At 49.1% G+C, this 16,069-nt stretch carries 20 protein-coding genes; 12 read left to right on the top strand and 8 right to left on the bottom strand.

Going from position 1 to position 16,069, the window contains the following annotated elements:
- Positions 1 to 115 precede the first annotated feature (115 nt).
- Entirely contained in the window at positions 116 to 367 is a 252-nt protein-coding gene (locus DEU29_RS11285; protein ID WP_133540462.1) for a YkgJ family cysteine cluster protein, read from the top strand.
- Here DEU29_RS11285 and DEU29_RS11290 read toward each other — a convergent pair.
- The 3 genes from DEU29_RS11290 to gpmI are packed head-to-tail and all read right to left on the bottom strand — an operon-like array spanning position 335 to position 3,807.
- On the bottom strand, positions 335 to 1,105 hold the full coding sequence (locus DEU29_RS11290; RefSeq protein ID WP_133540463.1) for a divergent polysaccharide deacetylase family protein: 771 nt from the start codon (positions 1,103 to 1,105) through the stop codon (positions 335 to 337). The two genes, DEU29_RS11285 and DEU29_RS11290, sit on opposite strands and share 33 nt — an antisense overlap.
- A complete protein-coding gene (locus DEU29_RS11295; RefSeq protein WP_243734576.1) occupies positions 1,106 to 2,269 on the bottom strand; it encodes a murein hydrolase activator EnvC family protein in 1,164 nt (387 codons plus the stop codon).
- A 2-nt stretch (positions 2,270 to 2,271) separates the two neighbouring features.
- On the bottom strand, positions 2,272 to 3,807 hold the full coding sequence (gpmI, locus tag DEU29_RS11300; RefSeq protein WP_133540464.1) for a 2,3-bisphosphoglycerate-independent phosphoglycerate mutase: 1,536 nt from the start codon (positions 3,805 to 3,807) through the stop codon (positions 2,272 to 2,274).
- 164 nt (positions 3,808 to 3,971) lie between these two features.
- Here gpmI and DEU29_RS11305 point away from each other — a divergent pair, with 164 nt between their 5' ends.
- From DEU29_RS11305 to gpsA, 3 genes are all read left to right on the top strand, one after another.
- Entirely contained in the window at positions 3,972 to 4,403 is a 432-nt protein-coding gene (locus DEU29_RS11305; RefSeq protein ID WP_133540465.1) for a rhodanese-like domain-containing protein, read from the top strand.
- An 86-nt stretch (positions 4,404 to 4,489) separates the two neighbouring features.
- Positions 4,490 to 4,996: a protein-export chaperone SecB gene (secB, locus tag DEU29_RS11310; RefSeq protein WP_133540466.1), complete on the top strand. Its 507-nt coding sequence runs from the start codon at positions 4,490 to 4,492 to the stop codon at positions 4,994 to 4,996.
- 21 nt (positions 4,997 to 5,017) lie between these two features.
- Positions 5,018 to 6,025: an NAD(P)H-dependent glycerol-3-phosphate dehydrogenase gene (gpsA, locus tag DEU29_RS11315; protein WP_133540467.1), complete on the top strand. Its 1,008-nt coding sequence runs from the start codon at positions 5,018 to 5,020 to the stop codon at positions 6,023 to 6,025.
- On the opposite strand, the gene slmA is transcribed toward gpsA, so the two are convergent.
- Both slmA and coaBC read right to left on the bottom strand, forming a co-directional pair.
- Positions 6,022 to 6,612, bottom strand: coding sequence for a nucleoid occlusion factor SlmA (slmA, locus tag DEU29_RS11320; RefSeq protein ID WP_133540468.1), 591 nt, complete (start codon positions 6,610 to 6,612; stop codon positions 6,022 to 6,024). The two genes, gpsA and slmA, sit on opposite strands and share 4 nt — an antisense overlap.
- Positions 6,613 to 6,615: 3 nt before the next feature.
- The gene (gene coaBC, locus DEU29_RS11325) at positions 6,616 to 7,836 is read right to left on the bottom strand and encodes a bifunctional phosphopantothenoylcysteine decarboxylase/phosphopantothenate--cysteine ligase CoaBC (RefSeq protein ID WP_133540469.1); all 1,221 of its coding nucleotides are present in this window, start codon (positions 7,834 to 7,836) and stop codon (positions 6,616 to 6,618) included.
- A gap of 115 nt (positions 7,837 to 7,951) precedes the next feature.
- Here coaBC and radC point away from each other — a divergent pair, with 115 nt between their 5' ends.
- The 3 genes from radC (at position 7,952) to rpmG (ending at position 9,445) form a co-directional block, all read left to right on the top strand.
- Entirely contained in the window at positions 7,952 to 8,626 is a 675-nt protein-coding gene (radC, locus tag DEU29_RS11330; RefSeq protein WP_133540507.1) for a RadC family protein, read from the top strand.
- A gap of 414 nt (positions 8,627 to 9,040) precedes the next feature.
- Positions 9,041 to 9,277 carry a 50S ribosomal protein L28 gene (rpmB, locus tag DEU29_RS11335; RefSeq protein ID WP_053953199.1) on the top strand — a complete coding sequence of 79 codons (237 nt, stop codon included), beginning with the start codon at positions 9,041 to 9,043 and terminating at the stop codon, positions 9,275 to 9,277.
- Positions 9,278 to 9,289: 12 nt separating this feature from the next.
- Positions 9,290 to 9,445 carry a 50S ribosomal protein L33 gene (gene rpmG, locus DEU29_RS11340; protein WP_006953863.1) on the top strand — a complete coding sequence of 52 codons (156 nt, stop codon included), beginning with the start codon at positions 9,290 to 9,292 and terminating at the stop codon, positions 9,443 to 9,445.
- Between the two features lie 66 nt (positions 9,446 to 9,511).
- Here rpmG and DEU29_RS11345 read toward each other — a convergent pair whose 3' ends face one another.
- Complete coding sequence (locus DEU29_RS11345) at positions 9,512 to 10,141, bottom strand: 2OG-Fe(II) oxygenase (RefSeq protein WP_243734578.1); 630 nt, start codon at positions 10,139 to 10,141, stop codon at positions 9,512 to 9,514.
- Positions 10,142 to 10,224: 83 nt separating this feature from the next.
- Between DEU29_RS11345 and DEU29_RS11350 the strand changes: the two genes are divergently transcribed.
- Entirely contained in the window at positions 10,225 to 10,716 is a 492-nt protein-coding gene (locus DEU29_RS11350; protein WP_133540470.1) for a hypothetical protein, read from the top strand.
- 30 nt (positions 10,717 to 10,746) lie between these two features.
- Complete coding sequence (gene mutM / locus DEU29_RS11355) at positions 10,747 to 11,568, top strand: bifunctional DNA-formamidopyrimidine glycosylase/DNA-(apurinic or apyrimidinic site) lyase (RefSeq protein ID WP_133540471.1); 822 nt, start codon at positions 10,747 to 10,749, stop codon at positions 11,566 to 11,568.
- Between the two features lie 6 nt (positions 11,569 to 11,574).
- Here the strand turns inward: mutM and bioH are convergent, their stop codons facing one another.
- Positions 11,575 to 12,342, bottom strand: a complete 768-nt coding sequence (gene bioH, locus DEU29_RS11360; RefSeq protein ID WP_133540472.1) for a pimeloyl-ACP methyl ester esterase BioH — start codon at positions 12,340 to 12,342, stop codon at positions 11,575 to 11,577.
- Positions 12,343 to 12,377: 35 nt separating this feature from the next.
- Between bioH and DEU29_RS11365 the strand changes: the two genes are divergently transcribed.
- The 3 genes from DEU29_RS11365 (at position 12,378) to DEU29_RS11375 (ending at position 14,727) form a co-directional block, all read left to right on the top strand.
- Positions 12,378 to 13,067 (top strand): ComF family protein, encoded by a 690-nt coding sequence (locus tag DEU29_RS11365; protein WP_166635914.1) that lies wholly within the window; start codon positions 12,378 to 12,380, stop codon positions 13,065 to 13,067.
- Positions 13,068 to 13,134: 67 nt separating this feature from the next.
- On the top strand, positions 13,135 to 13,713 hold the full coding sequence (gene nfuA / locus DEU29_RS11370) for a Fe-S biogenesis protein NfuA (protein ID WP_133540474.1): 579 nt from the start codon (positions 13,135 to 13,137) through the stop codon (positions 13,711 to 13,713).
- Positions 13,714 to 13,842: 129 nt separating this feature from the next.
- On the top strand, positions 13,843 to 14,727 hold the full coding sequence (locus tag DEU29_RS11375; protein ID WP_133540475.1) for a DUF4397 domain-containing protein: 885 nt from the start codon (positions 13,843 to 13,845) through the stop codon (positions 14,725 to 14,727).
- Here the strand turns inward: DEU29_RS11375 and DEU29_RS11380 are convergent.
- Positions 14,698 to 16,014 (bottom strand): MATE family efflux transporter, encoded by a 1,317-nt coding sequence (locus tag DEU29_RS11380; RefSeq protein ID WP_243734580.1) that lies wholly within the window; start codon positions 16,012 to 16,014, stop codon positions 14,698 to 14,700. The genes DEU29_RS11375 and DEU29_RS11380 overlap by 30 nt on opposite strands.
- Between the last annotated feature and the right edge of the window lie 55 nt (positions 16,015 to 16,069).

Raw genomic sequence — 16,069 nt, forward strand, 5'->3', positions numbered from 1 at the left:
TATGCTAAATAACTATGTGCATGAGCCGTATACGAGGCCCGTATGTACGGTTCTGTGAGAGGGATGAGGCGGTGACGCCTCACCCTACTCGATATTTCTCCAGCGAGGTGTTTTTATGGAGTGCCGTGTAGGCTGTGGTGCTTGCTGTATCGCACCTTCGATTAGCTCGCCAATTCCCGGTATGCCAAATGGTAAAAAAGCCGGTGAGCGGTGTGTACAGTTGGACGACAATAATCTCTGTAAACTTTTTGGCGATCCACGCAGACCGGCAGTCTGTGAACAGTTCAGCGCCGACCGAGATGTTTGCGGCACCTCACGCGAGCAAGCGTTACTATTACTCACTAGCCTCGAGCAGTCGACGGGATAGAGGCCTTTTGGAAGGCTTCGCTAACTCACTTGCGAAGACGAGAGTTATCCCCTGAGCTTCGAGCTTGGGTATTTCTTGTTTAAGGAAGGCTAGCGTCTCAGGGTAAGGGTGGCCAATACCAATGGCTTCGCCTGTTGCTAATGCCTGGTCAATGAGTTGCTGCCATTGTTGCTGCAAATAGGTTAGCTCAACGTCATTATCCAAAAATACGTGGCGGTGATTGGTTGCTACCTGTAAGTCTTCTGCTAGTTGTTCGGCCACGCTAAATTCCGAGGTGCGACTGTCAATAAAATACAGTTGCTTATACTGCAGTGTTTCTAACACCGCCCGCATCGAACTCTCAACTTGAGTAAAATAACTACCCATGTGATTGTTTACGCCGACTACATAAGGCACATCGTCGAGTGCGCGTTGTAATTCGAGCTTGATTTCGGCGCTGCTCATCTCGGTAGTGAGAGCTCCCGGGCCCAGGCGATTACCTCTCACCGCCTGCATCGGCGCATGCAACATTATTTGTTTGCCCTGATGATGGGCTCTCAGTGCAAACGAACGTGCGTGAGGGGTAAATGGCAGTACAGCGAAAGTCACATTGCCCGGCAGTAAAGCCGCGTTAAGGTCACTGCGATTATTACCAATATCGTCAATAATTATTGCAACTCTGGCGTTAGCTGATAGCGCCGTTGGGGCGGTTAAAAAAACACTGACGAAGACGAAAATAGTGACGATTAGGGCGCGCATTTAATCTATCCATCGGGTTGGGTTTTGCGCATCGCCCCGATAACGTATTTCGAAATATAAGGCAGCGTCTGAGCGGCCACCGGATTGCCCCATTAGTGCGATTTCTTCGCCCATTTTAACTTCTTCGCCTACGTCTTTTAGTAGTGATTGATTATGACCATAGAGGCTCATGTAACCTTCCCCATGATCGATAACGGTAACTAGCCCGAAGCCTCTCAACCAATCAGCAAAAAGAATACGACCGTCTGCTATCGTCCGCACTGGTTGACCATTTCGGCCTTCAATCATAACACCTTTCCAGCGCAACGGCCCTTCCCGGGACTGACCAAATAACTTTCTTACACGTCCTTCCGCCGGCCAGGTTAGGCGAGACTTTACCGGTGTAAGCCCAATTAACTGTACGTCAGCTTGTAATGCCGATTCAATAGCGCTAATGACTTGCTCCAGCTGCTCGCGGCTTTGCTCCAATGCTTGCAACCGCTGCTGATCAGAACGCTGTCGTTGTTGCAGCTCGGCAATCAGTTCTTCCTGCGCACGTTGCTGCTGAGCGAGTGCATTTTGTTGCTGCTTCTGTTGCGTTGCTAACGCAGCGAGTTCGTCTTGTTGCCTAACAAGCGTCTCTTGTACTTGGGTAAGTTGCGCTGTGGTTTTCTTGAGTGCTTCAATTTCTGCAATTCGGGCTTGGTTAAAGTAATGGTAGTAACTCAGCATGCGTTCTATAGTCGCAGGATCTTGCTGGTTAAGTAATAACTTTAAAAAATCGTGATCGCCATTAGCATAGGCGTTGGCGATTTGCTGCTCCAGCGCTTTGGCTTGCTGTCGCTGTTGTTGTTGCAACTGACGTTGTTGTTGTTCATTACTACTAATCCGTTGCTCGAGTTGCCGGATTTCTGCGCGAGTCGCTTGCAAACGCCCGGCAACACTAGCCGTATCACGTTCCAGCGTTTGCAGTTTCTGCTCGGTATCAGTTAACTTCTGTTGCCGTGATTCTAAAGTCGCTAAACGCGATGCAATTTCCTCCTGTACAGCTTCAAGCTCGGCTTCTTTGCGTGCCTTTTCGGCTTCACTGACGTCAGCTTGCGCAAACGCAAAAGTAGGCGCTATCAGCGTTACAGTCAGGGTCAACAAAAGAGGCGGCATTAGCCGCCGAAAACTGCGCATCATGACTACTTAGTCTTAAGAGTCATCAGCGTCTTACCGGTCATTTCATGTGGCTGCTCCAGCCCCATGAGGTGCAACATGGTCGGTGCAACGTCCGAGAGAATACCATTACGCGGCGATGCGTCACGACCGACATAAATAAAGGGTACTAACTCGCTGGTGTGCGCGGTGTGCGCCTGGCCGGTGCTGGCATCACTCATTTGTTCAGCGTTACCATGATCCGCTGTAATTAACGCCTCACCCCCAATCGCTTGCAACGCCTTTATAACGCGACCGACAGAGTGGTCAACGGCTTCACAGGCTTTAACCGCAGCTTCGAAGTCACCGGTATGCCCAACCATATCGCCGTTTGGATAATTACAAATAATGGCGTCAAATTCGCCGCTTTCTATTGCCGCAATCAACTCATCGGTTAACTGCTCGGAACTCATTTCCGGCTGCAGATCATAGGTTTTAACTTGCGGCGAAGGAATCAATACGCGCTTCTCACCGTCGAACTCTTGTTCGCGCCCCCCGCTAAAGAAGAAGGTGACATGTGCATATTTCTCAGTTTCTGAGATACGTAACTGAGTCTTGCCTTGTTTTGCTAACCATTCGCCAAATACATTATTCAGCGGCTCTGGCGGGAATGCACAAGCGGCATCCAGATCATCTGCATATTGAGTTAGCATGACAAAAGCGCTGAGTGGCTGTTGAGTGCCGCGTTCAAAAGTGTCCAGCTCACTATCAGTAAATGCACGGGTCATTTCACGTGCGCGGTCTGCACGAAAGTTCATAAATACCACGGCATCGTTTGCCGCAATACTAACCGGCTGACCAATAGTCACTGGCGCGACGAATTCATCACTTTGACCACGCTCGTAAGCGGCATCCAGTGCTTCTAACGCATTGACGGCGCTGTGTTGTCCGCGACCGTGATAAATTGCATTATAAGCCTGCTCAATACGTTCCCAACGGTTATCACGATCCATTGCATAAAAGCGACCGCTTAGTGAGGCGAAGCGGCCTACACCAAGGCGCTCAAACAGGGCTTCAAAACGCTCAATGGACGGTTTTGCTGAACGAGGAGGCGTATCACGGCCATCTAAAAATGCGTGTAGGTAAATGTTTTTAGCACCTTTTTGCGCGGCAAGCTCTACCATTGCCACAATATGATCTTCGTGGCTGTGCACGCCGCCCGGGGATAGTAATCCCATGATATGCACGGCGCCGTCTTTATCAACGGCTGCCTGAACGCTGTCACACAGCACCGGATTGTTAAAAAACTCGCCGTCCTGGATGCTTTTTGAGATGCGGGTGAAGTCCTGAAATACGATACGGCCGGCGCCAAGGTTAACATGACCTACCTCGGAGTTACCCATCTGACCTTTTGGCAAGCCCACGGCATCACCCGAGCCATCAACCAATGAATGTGGGTAATTTTCCCAAAGTTCATCCATTACCGGTGTATTTGCCGTTGCGATTGCGTTATCCGGTGCGGCCTCTCGATAACCCCAACCATCTAAAATCATCAAAACTAACGGTTTTTTACCTTGGCTCATGCGCATTGCCTTTTCAGTTGCTGTGCAAAATTAAATATCCCCAGTTTACGTGATTTTGCCTTAGTTCGCATCCATTTGAGATTTTGCTGGCAACTGAATTTTGTACAGGTATACTTTGTGCCCTTAAATACCCAATCACTCGATAATCTAAAGTAGTCAAAACCATGCAAGAGATACTAGAATTCGCGCGTCAAAATGCTTTTATGAGCGGCCTCTGGGTAGTTCTTTTGGTTGCATTGATTGTGACCTGGATCCGTTCGACATCTTCTCCGGTAAAGGATATGTCGACTCATCAAGCGACCGTTTGGGTCAATAAAGAAAATGGCGTTTTTGTTGATATCCGTAACCAGGACGACTTTCGTAAGGCACATATACACGGCGCAAAATCTTTGCCGCTAACACAAATTAAACAAAAAAACGTGTCAGCGATTGAAAAGTATAAAGATGCCCCCATTGTTGTTGTATGCAACTCCGGAGCAACCGCTCGTGGCGCGGCAATGCAATTAACGCAGCAAGGCTTTGCTAACGTTGCGGTATTAGCAGGTGGTATGAACGCCTGGCGTAACGAGAAGCTGCCAGTAGCATCAGGAAAGTAGTTTTTAGTTCAAAAATTCGGTACAGTCGTGCAACGTTTTTACCGACTTTAATTATTAGTTCAATATAAGTAATAGGAAGTATCATTATGGCTGAAGAACAGCAAGCAAATGGCGCAGCTGCCCAAAACGAACAACAATCACAAGTGCAGTTCGCTATTCAACGCATTTTTACTAAAGACGTTTCGTTTGAAGCGCCAAACTCACCAGCGATTTTCCGCAAAGAGTGGAAGCCTGACCTGAAACTGGACTTAAACGTAAAACACGAAAAAATTGAAGACCGCGTATATGAAGTCGTGTTGACGCTGACTGCGACTAACAAAGTCGAAGAGGAAGTGGCGTTTTTATGTGAAGTACATCAAGCCGGTATCTTTACTATTGGTGAAGAAGTACAAGAAGGCCAATTGGCGCATATGTTGGGTTCTTTCTGCCCTAACATTTTGTTCCCGTATGCACGTGAGTGCGTTGCGAGCCTGGTAAACCGTGCAACTTTCCCACAATTGAACCTGGCACCGGTTAACTTTGACGCAATCTTTGCACGTCATATGCAACAGCAAGCGGAACAAGCAGGTCAAACACAGCAGGCAGACGCTTAAGCGTCAACGCTCATCAAACTGATGAAAACTGCAAGTGTTGCAATACTAGGGGCGGGCTCTTACGGGACCGCCCTTGCTATTTGTTTTGCCCGTAAAGGCATAGCCACCACTCTTTGGGGGCGTGACAAAACGCAAGTCGCTGCAATGCGCGAAGCGCACGAAAATGCACACTATTTGCCGGACTGCCCGTTTCCCGAAACATTGCAGGTTACAGACGACTTAGCGGCAGCCGTAAAAGACGTAAAAAACGTGTTGGTGGTAGTGCCCAGCCATGCATTTGCTGACCTACTACGTGCGGTAAAACCAAGCTTGAGCGCAGATGCCCGTGTTGCATGGGCGACCAAAGGTCTGGAACCCGAAACCGGTCGTTTGTTGTACGAAGTTGCTGAAGAAGAACTCGGCAACCAGCACCCGTTAGCCGTGTTGTCAGGCCCAACGTTTGCCATAGAGATGGCAAAAGGTCTGCCAACCGCTATTTCGATGTCGTCGACTGATCAGGCATTTGTCGATGAACTGTCCGAAATGCTTCACTGTGAGCGTTCATTCCGGGTTTATACTAACGATGATTTTATCGGTATTCAGCTAGGCGGGGCGGTTAAAAACGTCATAGCGATTGGTGCCGGAATGGCTGATGGTATCGGCTTTGGCGCAAATGCACGAACTGCATTAATCACCCGGGGGCTGGCAGAGTTAACGCGTTTAGGACTAACGCTGGGTGCGAAGAGCGAAACATTTACCGGCATGGCAGGTCTCGGTGACTTGATCCTGACTTGTACGGATAACCAATCGCGCAATCGGCGTTTCGGTCTGGCATTGGGAGAGGGTAAAGACGTAGAGCAGGCGCTGGCATCAATCGGGCAGGCGGTAGAAGGTTATCGCAATACCCGAGAGGTAGTGGCGTTAGCAAAGCGTAACGGCGTAGAAATGCCCATTTGTGAGCAAATATACGCCGTGCTTTATCAAGGTAAACCACCTCGTCAGGCGGCTATCGACTTACTTAGCCGCAGCCGTAAAACCGAAACCGACTAACTGGCTGATAGTTGGTCAGCAAGCGACTGCCACTGAGTACCGAAGTGCTCGGTGGGCAGGCGTTTGAAATTGGAGCGCACAAACTGAGAAATCTTGCCGTCGGCATAACTCAATAACAAATTGGCTAATATTCCCTCGTCGACCGTAAATTTCTGCTGTTCACGCAACGCCTGTTCACGCAAAACCTGCTTGAGTTGAGCCTCGATGCGGTTAAATAAGTCCTCGATACGAGCGCGTAACCGATCATGTTCGCCCATCAACGCATCGCCGGTAATGACCCGACTAATACCCGGATTGCGTTCAGCAAAGGTTAGAATCAAATGAAGGATCGCCTGACAACGGCCCAACGTTTGTTTTTCTTTTTCTAAGATCAAATTGATACTGGTTAGCAGGGTGTCTTCGACAAACTCGATTAACCCCTCAAACATTCGTGCTTTAGATGGAAAGTGGCGATATAGCGCCGCTTCTGAGACACCTAAGTTGGCGGCTAATTTAGCCGTGGTAATACGTTGGCCGGGACTGGTTTCCAACATTGCGGCAAGCGCCTGTAAGATCTCTTCACGACGATTACGCTTTTGTTGAGCCATGGATTATCCTCTTAATTCAAAATAATGCTGTGCAAACAGCTGATTTAATTCCGATGCAAGCAGCGCTTTTGATTGCGGTGCAAAGTCTTGTTCGCCGTTTTGCCAATACACGGTGACGGCATTGTCATTGCTATTAAAACCAATGCGCGAATCACTCACGTTATTAGCAACAATCAACTTAAGTTGTTTACGCTTCAGTTTATCCAGGGCATGCGCCTTGACGTTCTCTGTTTCTGCTGCAAAGCCAATACAAAACGGCGGTTGAGCGCTAACTGCGATGGTTTTTAAAATATCCGGGTTTTTAACCAATGCTAATTGTGATTCCTCGCCATTGGCTTCTTTTTTTATTTTTTGCTCGGCAACCGTTGCCGGTCGGTAGTCAGCTACAGCAGCACAGCTGATAAAAACATCCATTGAAGAGGCCTGTACCGCGGCCAGCATTTGCTCAGCGGTTACTACGTCAATGCGCGTTACACCAGTGGGGGTAGGCAGGCTTACCGGGCCTGCAATTAGCGTGACTTCGGCACCCATTTTCCGGGCCGCTGCGGCCAGTTCAAACCCCATCTTGCCGGAACTGTGGTTACTAATGTAGCGCACCGGGTCTATAGCCTCTCGTGTCGGGCCTGCAGTAATGGTAATGCGCGTGCCTTGCCAGATATTTTCAGTGCTGGCTTGAGTGGACAGTAAGTCAGCACTTAATTGACGTAATTCAACCGGCTCTAACATTCGTCCCGCCCCAGTGTCCCCGCAAGCCTGCGAACCGCTACCCGGTCCGAAAATAGCCAACCCGCGTTGTTGCAGGCGCGTCATGTTTTCCTGTACTGCCGGTGCCGCCCACATCTGTTGATTCATGGCGGGGGCGATAGCAACGGGGGCGGTACTGGCTAATACTAATGTGGTGAGCAAATCATCAGCCATGCCATTGGCCAAGCGAGCAATAACATTGGCACTGGCGGGCGCGATTAAAATTAGATCAGCCCATTTCGCTAATTCGATATGACCCATAGCGGCTTCCGCAGTAGGATCTAACAGATCCGTACTGACAGGATTTGCAGACACAGCTTGTAAGCTTAATGGCGTCACGAAAGCCTCGCCACCGCGGGTAAGAACAACCCGTACGTTAGCGCCCACTTCTTTTAAACGCCGCACTAAATCGGGTGTTTTGTAAGCCGCGATGCCACCGGAAATACCCAGCAGAATGTTTTTATCCTGTAATGCCTGCATGGTCAAAAACCACTTAAGTTGTCATACGTAAAGAGTTGTAAAGATAACACGCTCAATGCTAACAGGGTAGATCGGAACTACACTGCGAGATCCGTTAAGTTAAGGAGAGCAGGTGATGGGGATCAAGGAATGGCCGGAAATGGAACGACCACGGGAGAAGTTACAACAGCAGGGCGCGGCTGCGCTGAGTGACGCAGAGTTGTTGGCGATACTACTGGGCAGTGGCCAGCGGGGTGTTGATGTCGTTGCGTTCTCGCGTAATTTACTGCAGTCCTTTGAGGGTATTGGCCCGCTACTTAGCGCCCCGGCGGACAAGTTATTGCAATACCATGGTATCGGTCCTGCCAGAGTTAACCAGTTGCAAGTAGTGCTGGAACTGTCCCGACGGTACTTAAAATGGCAGTTGCAACGCGAGGATGGATTCACCGAACCGGCAATGGTAAAAGATTACCTAACATCTCAATTACGGCATCAATGTCGGGAAGTTTTCGTGGTTCTCCTGCTCGACAGTCAACACCGGTTGTTGCGCTACGAAGAAATGTTTCACGGCACCATCAACGCCGCCCCCGTGTATCCGCGAGAAGTCCTCAAAATGGTCATGCAACACAACGCCGCAGCCGTAATCCTTGCCCACAATCACCCATCCGGCATCGCCGAACCCAGCCAAGCCGATCAACGCGTCACTGAGCGCTTAAAAAAAGCCCTTAACCTCGTCGACGTCGCCCTCCTCGATCACTTCATCATCGGCGCCGGCGATCCCGTCTCATTCGCCGAACGCGGGCTGTTGTAGGAGATTCAGGCAGTTCGGTTGTGCTTTGTTCTGAACTCTGGGGGCTTTTGTAAAGCGGGGGAATGGGAAAATGCTTTTTGTCGGGCTGTGGGGGTCTGAGGCAGGAATGTGGGAGGGCATGGATGCCCGGACACAAGCCACACGGATGTGCTTGGAGCGGTTCCTGACTCAGACCCCCTTCAAGCTGATAAAAGCGTTACTGCTCCACCACCGTGGTTAAACAATAACAAAAGAAAGCGCTGGAAGATTGAGCGGATTTAGCGTAGAATTCGCCGCGAATGATCGGAAAGGATCAAAAAACCGCCGTTTAAGCTTGATTAGCGGGCCTGTTTGCTGTATAAAATGCGCCCTCGGATTTCTAGGCAAGGTCAAATTGGGCGACAGGCGAGCTTGCAGCAATTTTGGAGTAAAGACATGTCACAAGTATGCCAAGTTACAGGTAAGCGTCCGGTAGTCGGTAACAACCGCTCGCACGCACGCAATGCGACTAAGCGTCGCTTTTTACCAAACTTACAATCTCACCGCTTCTGGGTTGAAAGCGAGAAGCGTTGGGTTAAATTGCGTATTTCTACTAAAGGTATGCGCATCATCGATAAAAACGGTATCGACTCGGTATTAGCGGATCTCCGCGGCCGTGGTATCAAGGTGTAAGGAAAAGATATTATGCGCGATAAGATTCGTTTGGTGTCGTCTGCGGGTACTGGTTACTTCTACACCACAGACAAAAATAAACGCACCATGCCAGAAAAAATGGAAATCAAAAAGTTCGATCCAGTGGTTCGTAAACACGTGATTTTCAAAGAAGCTAAAATCAAGTAATTGATTTAGAGCTTAAAAAAACCCAGCTTCGGCTGGGTTTTTTATTGTCTGTGATTTAATTAACCCTTAACGGGGTGGATCGACGATACCAGAAACGCTGGCATTAATGCGGAACCAACCGGTTATACTAAGCCGGTCGCGGTTGGAGCGCAGGACTTCGTGGACAAACTTTTCGCTTAAAAAGACCACTAACGTGCCGCGCTCAGGTTTGACGGTCTCTAACACCTTACCGCGTTCGCCATAAATGACTAACTGCCCGCCATCACTATCAGTCCAGTTTTCGTTCAAATACATGACGGTTGTCAGTCGACGGTTACTACGACCTTTAAACGCATCCAGATGCTTTTTATAGAATGCACCTTTGGGGTAGTGGGCAAAGTGGCATTCGTAATCGAATAGACCCAAAAACAGATCGCGATTAATAGCAACCCGCAACTCATCCATCAGCTTAAGGTAGTCATGCTCGGGTTGTGGCTCTTTGCGTAACCACAAGATTCGGTCGGTGCGTACCAGAGTATTAATTGTCTGCTGCTCTGCCCGGCCAATTGCAGCCGTGTTCCAGTGTTGCGCGGGTATGGCGTTAGCGTGATCAAACAATTGCCCGGCCATCTCTTTAGGCAGGAAGTTTGGTACGATGCAGTAGCCTTTATCGCTCAAACTATCGAGAATATGATCAATATGCGTTAACGCGGTCACTGCAATTTTATCCAGACGGAGTTATAACGGGAGCGAAATATAGGTTATTCTAAAGTCATCGACAAGCGCTTTGTGAGCCTGCTATGAAATACAACCAAAAGCGGACTATTTTCGGTATTACCTTAACTAAACGGGCCTGGAATAACATCCTCATTTATGCGGTTCTGTTACTAATGTTCTTACTTTATTATGCATCGCCTCGCGATAACGGTAGTACATCGGAACAGACCAACACCGAGGTTATGGGGTTGATACCCGGACACCTGGATTTGCAGCAAATTATTATTGATGATCAGACGTTAGAGCACAGCAATAACGATTGGCGTTGTCGCCAGCCATGCTCGCTATCTAAACAGCAGTCCGAAAATGTGGCGCGTACCTGGCTTTCACTGCGGATGCAGCCGACTGAGCTGGAGCCTGCGGCAAAAGTGGTCGATGTGTATTTGTATTTTGGGGGCGATCAAACGGCAACTGTGGAGATCTATACGGAGCCGCGTCTGTTGCTACGCTTGCCTCAACAGCAGCGGGTGTTTGAGCCGATGGATGTTACGATAGAGTCGTTGTTAGGTCGATAGTGGTACGAAAAATGAGGGAAGGAAGTACTGATGCCTGAATTACCAGAAGTCGAAGTAAGTCGGTTGGGGATTAGCCCTCATATCGAAAACAAGTTAATCACGGCAATCAGAGTGCATGACGCGCGTTTACGCTGGCCCGTGCCTGAAGCGGTGCAGCAAGTGACGCAACAACGACTCATCAGCGTTAAACGACGGGCGAAATACCTGCTGCTGGAAACTGCCGCAGGGACGTTAATTCTGCATTTGGGGATGTCGGGTAAATTGCGCGTGGTACCGGCTTCAACGACATTGAAAAAACATGACCACATCGAAATTGAGTTTGAACATGGCCAGGTATTGCGACTGAACGATCCGCGCCGCTTTGGGGCACTACTGTTTCATGACCAGAGCCAATCGCCAATAAATGCCCATGAGCTGTTAGCTCGTTTAGGGCCGGAGCCGTTAACTGACGAATTTACGGCTAATTATCTGTTTAATTGCTCACGAGGCCGTAAGCAAGCCATAAAGACGTTTATTATGGATAACCATGTGGTAGTGGGGGTTGGTAATATTTATGCCAATGAGGCGCTATTTAAAGCCGGCATTAACCCAAAACGTCAGGCTGGCAAGGTCAGCAAGGCACGCTATCAGCAATTAGTCCCGTTGATAAAGCAAACATTGCAAGAAGCCATCGCACAAGGGGGGACCACCCTGCGAGACTTTACCAATGTCGACGGCAGCCCCGGCTATTTTGCCCAGCAGCTTATGGTTTATGGTCGTGGCGGCAAACGATGCATGCAGTGTCAAAGTGAGTTAAAGGAAATTCGGCTCGGTCAACGCAGCACTGTTTACTGTACTCAATGTCAACGCTGATGCTGGTTATACAGCAGACAAGAACCTCCGATAACGATTGGCGAAGTCGTGGGGTTGCGAGATAAACGGCATGTGTGCGCAATGAGCGAATACTTCACACTCCGAGTTGGGGGCAAGTTCATCAATCAAGTTAATGGCGGCTGCCGGCACAAGTGAGTCGAGTCGTCCATAAAAACGTATGAATGGTTGATTTATTTCACCTAGTTTGGCTCGAAAATCGGTCTCTTCCAGTAATTTAAGCCCTGCCAACAGGCTTTGTTGGTTTGCCATAGGCTTGGCAAACACCCATTCCCGAACTTGTTTAATCAGCGCTTTGGCATGCGGACTACCCATTGCCTGTACGGCCATGAAGCGCTCGATGGTTTTGCCGAAGTCCTGATCCAATTGTTGGTAAAACTGTTGCATCAACGAGGCTTTAATGCCGGGCCAACTGGACTCTTCAATAAAAAAGGGTGATGAGCCAACTGTAGCGAGTGACAGAACGCGTTGCTGCTGGCTTAATGCAAGCTCTGTTGCAATTAAGCCACCCATAGACCAGCCCAAAATATGAAATGACTCAGGTAGCGCCGGTAAAAGTTGTTCGCATACGGCGGCTACTGAGTCGGCCAATTGTTGGTCATTGCTATCGCCAAAACCTGGCAAATCGACCGAGGTAACGCGAAACGAGTCGCTTAACTCGGGGATTAAGGTTTGCCAGACATTACTATTCATCCCCCAGCCGTGGATTACAACAATATCAGCGCCGGCGCCGTGTACGGATTTGCTAATGGTCACTACAGTTCTCTTTTTTGGCCCTTTGAAAGATGCCTATGCTAGCTTTAATTAAGACACTCGCCAATAGAGTGGGAGCCAATAGTTGTTTGGTGTGCGGCCTTGTAAAAGTCTCAGAATATGGACTCTGCGGTGATTGTGAATGGGTTATCTCGCGCTGGTATCCGCGATGTCTTAAACACCTTGCAGAGCAACCCCCAACCAGCACGCTGACAACGGCTGATTACTGGTTTGCGGCGCTGCGCTGGACACCGATAACGCAACAACTCATTCATCGCTATAAAACCTCCGGGCAGCAATACCTGGCAAGGCCGATGGGACTATGGCTGGCAGCACATCTTGTCCATTGTTACTCGAATCAAGGCATAGCTTGGCCGGACTTAATTATTGCTATGCCGACAACGCAGGCAACCTGGCGGGACAGAGGCTTTCACCATACCGGGCTTTTGATGTTAGAGGTATCAAAACATCTGCAGCTAGCAAATCAACCCGGATTACTGCGGGTTATCCGCAATGTTCCCAAACAAAAGCAGTTGAACCGTGTCGCACGTTGGCAAGAAGCACGTGGTAGTCAGTTCTGTACGGCAGATGTGTCAGGAAAAACGATAGCGGTGATTGATGATTTGATTAGTTCAGGAGCAACGCTGTCGGCAGCGGCTCAAGCGCTTAGGAAGCAGGGGGCTAAACAGGTACATGGCTGGGCGCTAATCTACAACGCCGGTGACTAGCCAGCGGCTTGCTATTACGATAAACTATACCCTAGTAAATTACTCAGGTATAGAAGAGGCGAGCAGTATGATTCGTATTACCGAAGCGGCGCAAAAACATTTTGGCAAACTCCTTTCCGAACAGCCCGATGGCACCGGAATTCGTGTTTTTGTGGTTAATCCGGGCTCACCTAACGCTGAATGTGGCGTATCCTATTGCCCGCCGGATTCAGTCGAAGCAGATGACGAACGTTTGCCGTTTAATGGGTTCGATGCAATAGTCGACTCAGGAAGTGCACCCTTTTTGGAAGATGCGGTGATTGACTTTGAAGAACAAGAACTAGGTTCGCAGTTAACGCTTAAAGCGCCCAACGCAAAAGCGCGCAAAGTTGCAGATGACGCGCCATTAATTGAACGCGTGGAATATGTTATCCAGGCCGAAATTAACCCGCAGTTAGCCAATCATGGTGGCCATGTCATGGTCAATGATATTACCGATGACGGCTTGGCAATTTTGCAGTTTGGTGGCGGTTGTAACGGTTGTAGCATGATCGACGTAACGGTTAAAAATGGCATCGAAAAAGAGCTTAAAGAACGCTTCCCTGAGGAGATAACCGGGGTTCGTGACATTACTGAACATGAGCGTGGAGAACACTCTTACTACTAGGGTAAGGGGTTATACAAGTTGAAAGAAATTAGCAGGAATCGTTCGATTTTTTAATGTTAAGATAATGTGATCCCTCGCGAGTGTACCTAGCGTAGTGATATTTGCCCTAATCATTACGAGGAAATCACTATGCGAGGAATCACTAAACTCAGTGTACTCTCTTTATCCCTTGTTGTCTTGTCCGGTTGTTGGCTGGATGACGATGATAGTGACCAAACCACGGTTACTCCACCACCTGAACCCGAAGTGCAATCAACTTATGTGCGGGTTCACCACACTTCGGCTGATGCGCCCAACGTTAATGTGTTAGCTGACGGTTCGGCTGTACTTGAAGATGTTCCTTATCATGCCTCTTCAAACGTACTTGAACTAGACGAAGGAACCTACTCAATCACTGTCCAGGGTATTTTACCTGACGGCACTACTGCCGACGTTATCGGACCGGCTGATCTGGAATTTTCCGGAGAAACGCGTTACGAGGTATTTGCCCTGGGTCAGGTCGCAGATGAATCATTGGAACCGTTGATCTTGTCGAACCCGGTATCTGCGGTCGCTGACGGTGAAAGCAGAATTCAGGTTGTTCACGCTGCCTACGGAGCACCAACGGTTGACGTTTATTTAACCGCGCCAGAGGACGAGCTAGCCAGCGCATCGCCGGCGGTAACTCTGGAATATGCAGCAGACAGTGGTCAGGTAGAGGTTCCTGCCGGTGACTATCGTGTGCGTTTAACACCAGCGGGCGAAACTACCGTCGTTTATGACTCAGGTACGTTACCGTTGGCTGACGGTGGTGACTATATTGTCGCGGCAACCAACAATGTAACTACAGGTGAATCACCAGTCACGTTACAGATTTCGACAACAGCCACCGGCACCAAAGATGCGGCTATCGGTCCGGTAGCGCTAACATTAGACGCCTTGGGTATTTATACCATTGTGGCAACCGATAGCGATGGCGGTGGTTTACCACCTCAGGTCATTCTGTTAGACGACTTGGCGCCAGCGCAACCTTAACCATAGCGCTTGAAACAGACCGCGCATAAGCAAAAAGCCGCTCAGAGCCAGCCATAAACCATGGTTCTGTAGCGGCATCCCGGCCCACCACAAGGGTAAAAAGCCAAATCCGGCCGCAAGTATCATGGTATTGCGCATGCCCTTGCTCAACGATAAGCCGATATAAACCCCATCAAACCAGTAACTCCAGTGACCGACCAGTGGTAATAGGATTATCCAGGGTAAGTAATTCTCGGCTTTATTGATGATTTCGGGTAAATCAGTAATCAGACCTATGATTTGCGCACCGAAAAGCCAGAATATCAGGCTGTAAAATACGGCGAAGATACAGGACCAAACCAAGGTAAGCTTACACCAGTAACGGATACGTTCAGGTTGTTGTTGTCCTTTGGCGGCGCCCGCCAGAGCCTCAACCGAATAGGCAATGCCATCGAGACCGAGCGAAATTAGCATCAAAAACTGCATCAGTACCGCGTTTACAGCAACGATATCCGAACCATAGCGCGCCGCATAGCCGGTCATTGTCGCCATACATAACTGCAATACCAGACTGCGAATGAAAATATTACCGTTTACATTGAGGTATTGGCTTAGTTTATCGGGGATTATTTTTAATAATGCAGGTGTCCAGTTCAATGCTTTTGCACACCAATAAATACCCACTAACGCAGTGACGTAATCAGCAATCAGGGACGCCCAGGCGGCGCCGGCAACGTTTAAGTCCAGGCCTATGATCAGTACCAGATCCATCATCACGTTAACGGCATTGGTAATAATCGCCAACCACATAGCGCGGCCACTTTGCTGCCGGCCTAACAAAACACCTAATGCGATTAAGATGGTAAGTGCTGCCGGCGCTGACCATAGGCGGATGCCAATATAAGTGCTGGCATAGGGAATAAGTGCGGCGTCCGGCTGTACGACCCACAGTGAGAAGTCAATAATCCATGGGGAAGCTATAGCGATAGCGATACCTAAGCCGATGGCAAGCGTCAAACCATGGTTAAAATGCTGCCGTTGCTCAGCCAGATTATCAGCACCAAAGGACTGTGCAATATAACCCGTTGTGGCCATGCGTAAAAATACGGCTAACAAATAAATAAAGCTAACCACCATGGCACCAATAGCGACCGCTGATAAGTAGATAGCATCGGGTAAATGCCCTATGATGGCGGTATCAACTAAGCCCAGCATGGGGGCTGCGATATTGGATAAGATCATCGGCAGCGCAATCGCAAAGACTTTTTTGTGGTCAGTGATGGTAAAACCAAATAAAGTCGATGGCACGATGTTGTCCTTAGCGTTGTCCAATGTCAGAAAAAGTGGCTATCTGCAGAAAATG

Source organism: Idiomarina aquatica, assembly GCF_004362895.1.
Classification (GTDB): Bacteria; Pseudomonadota; Gammaproteobacteria; order Enterobacterales; family Alteromonadaceae; genus Idiomarina.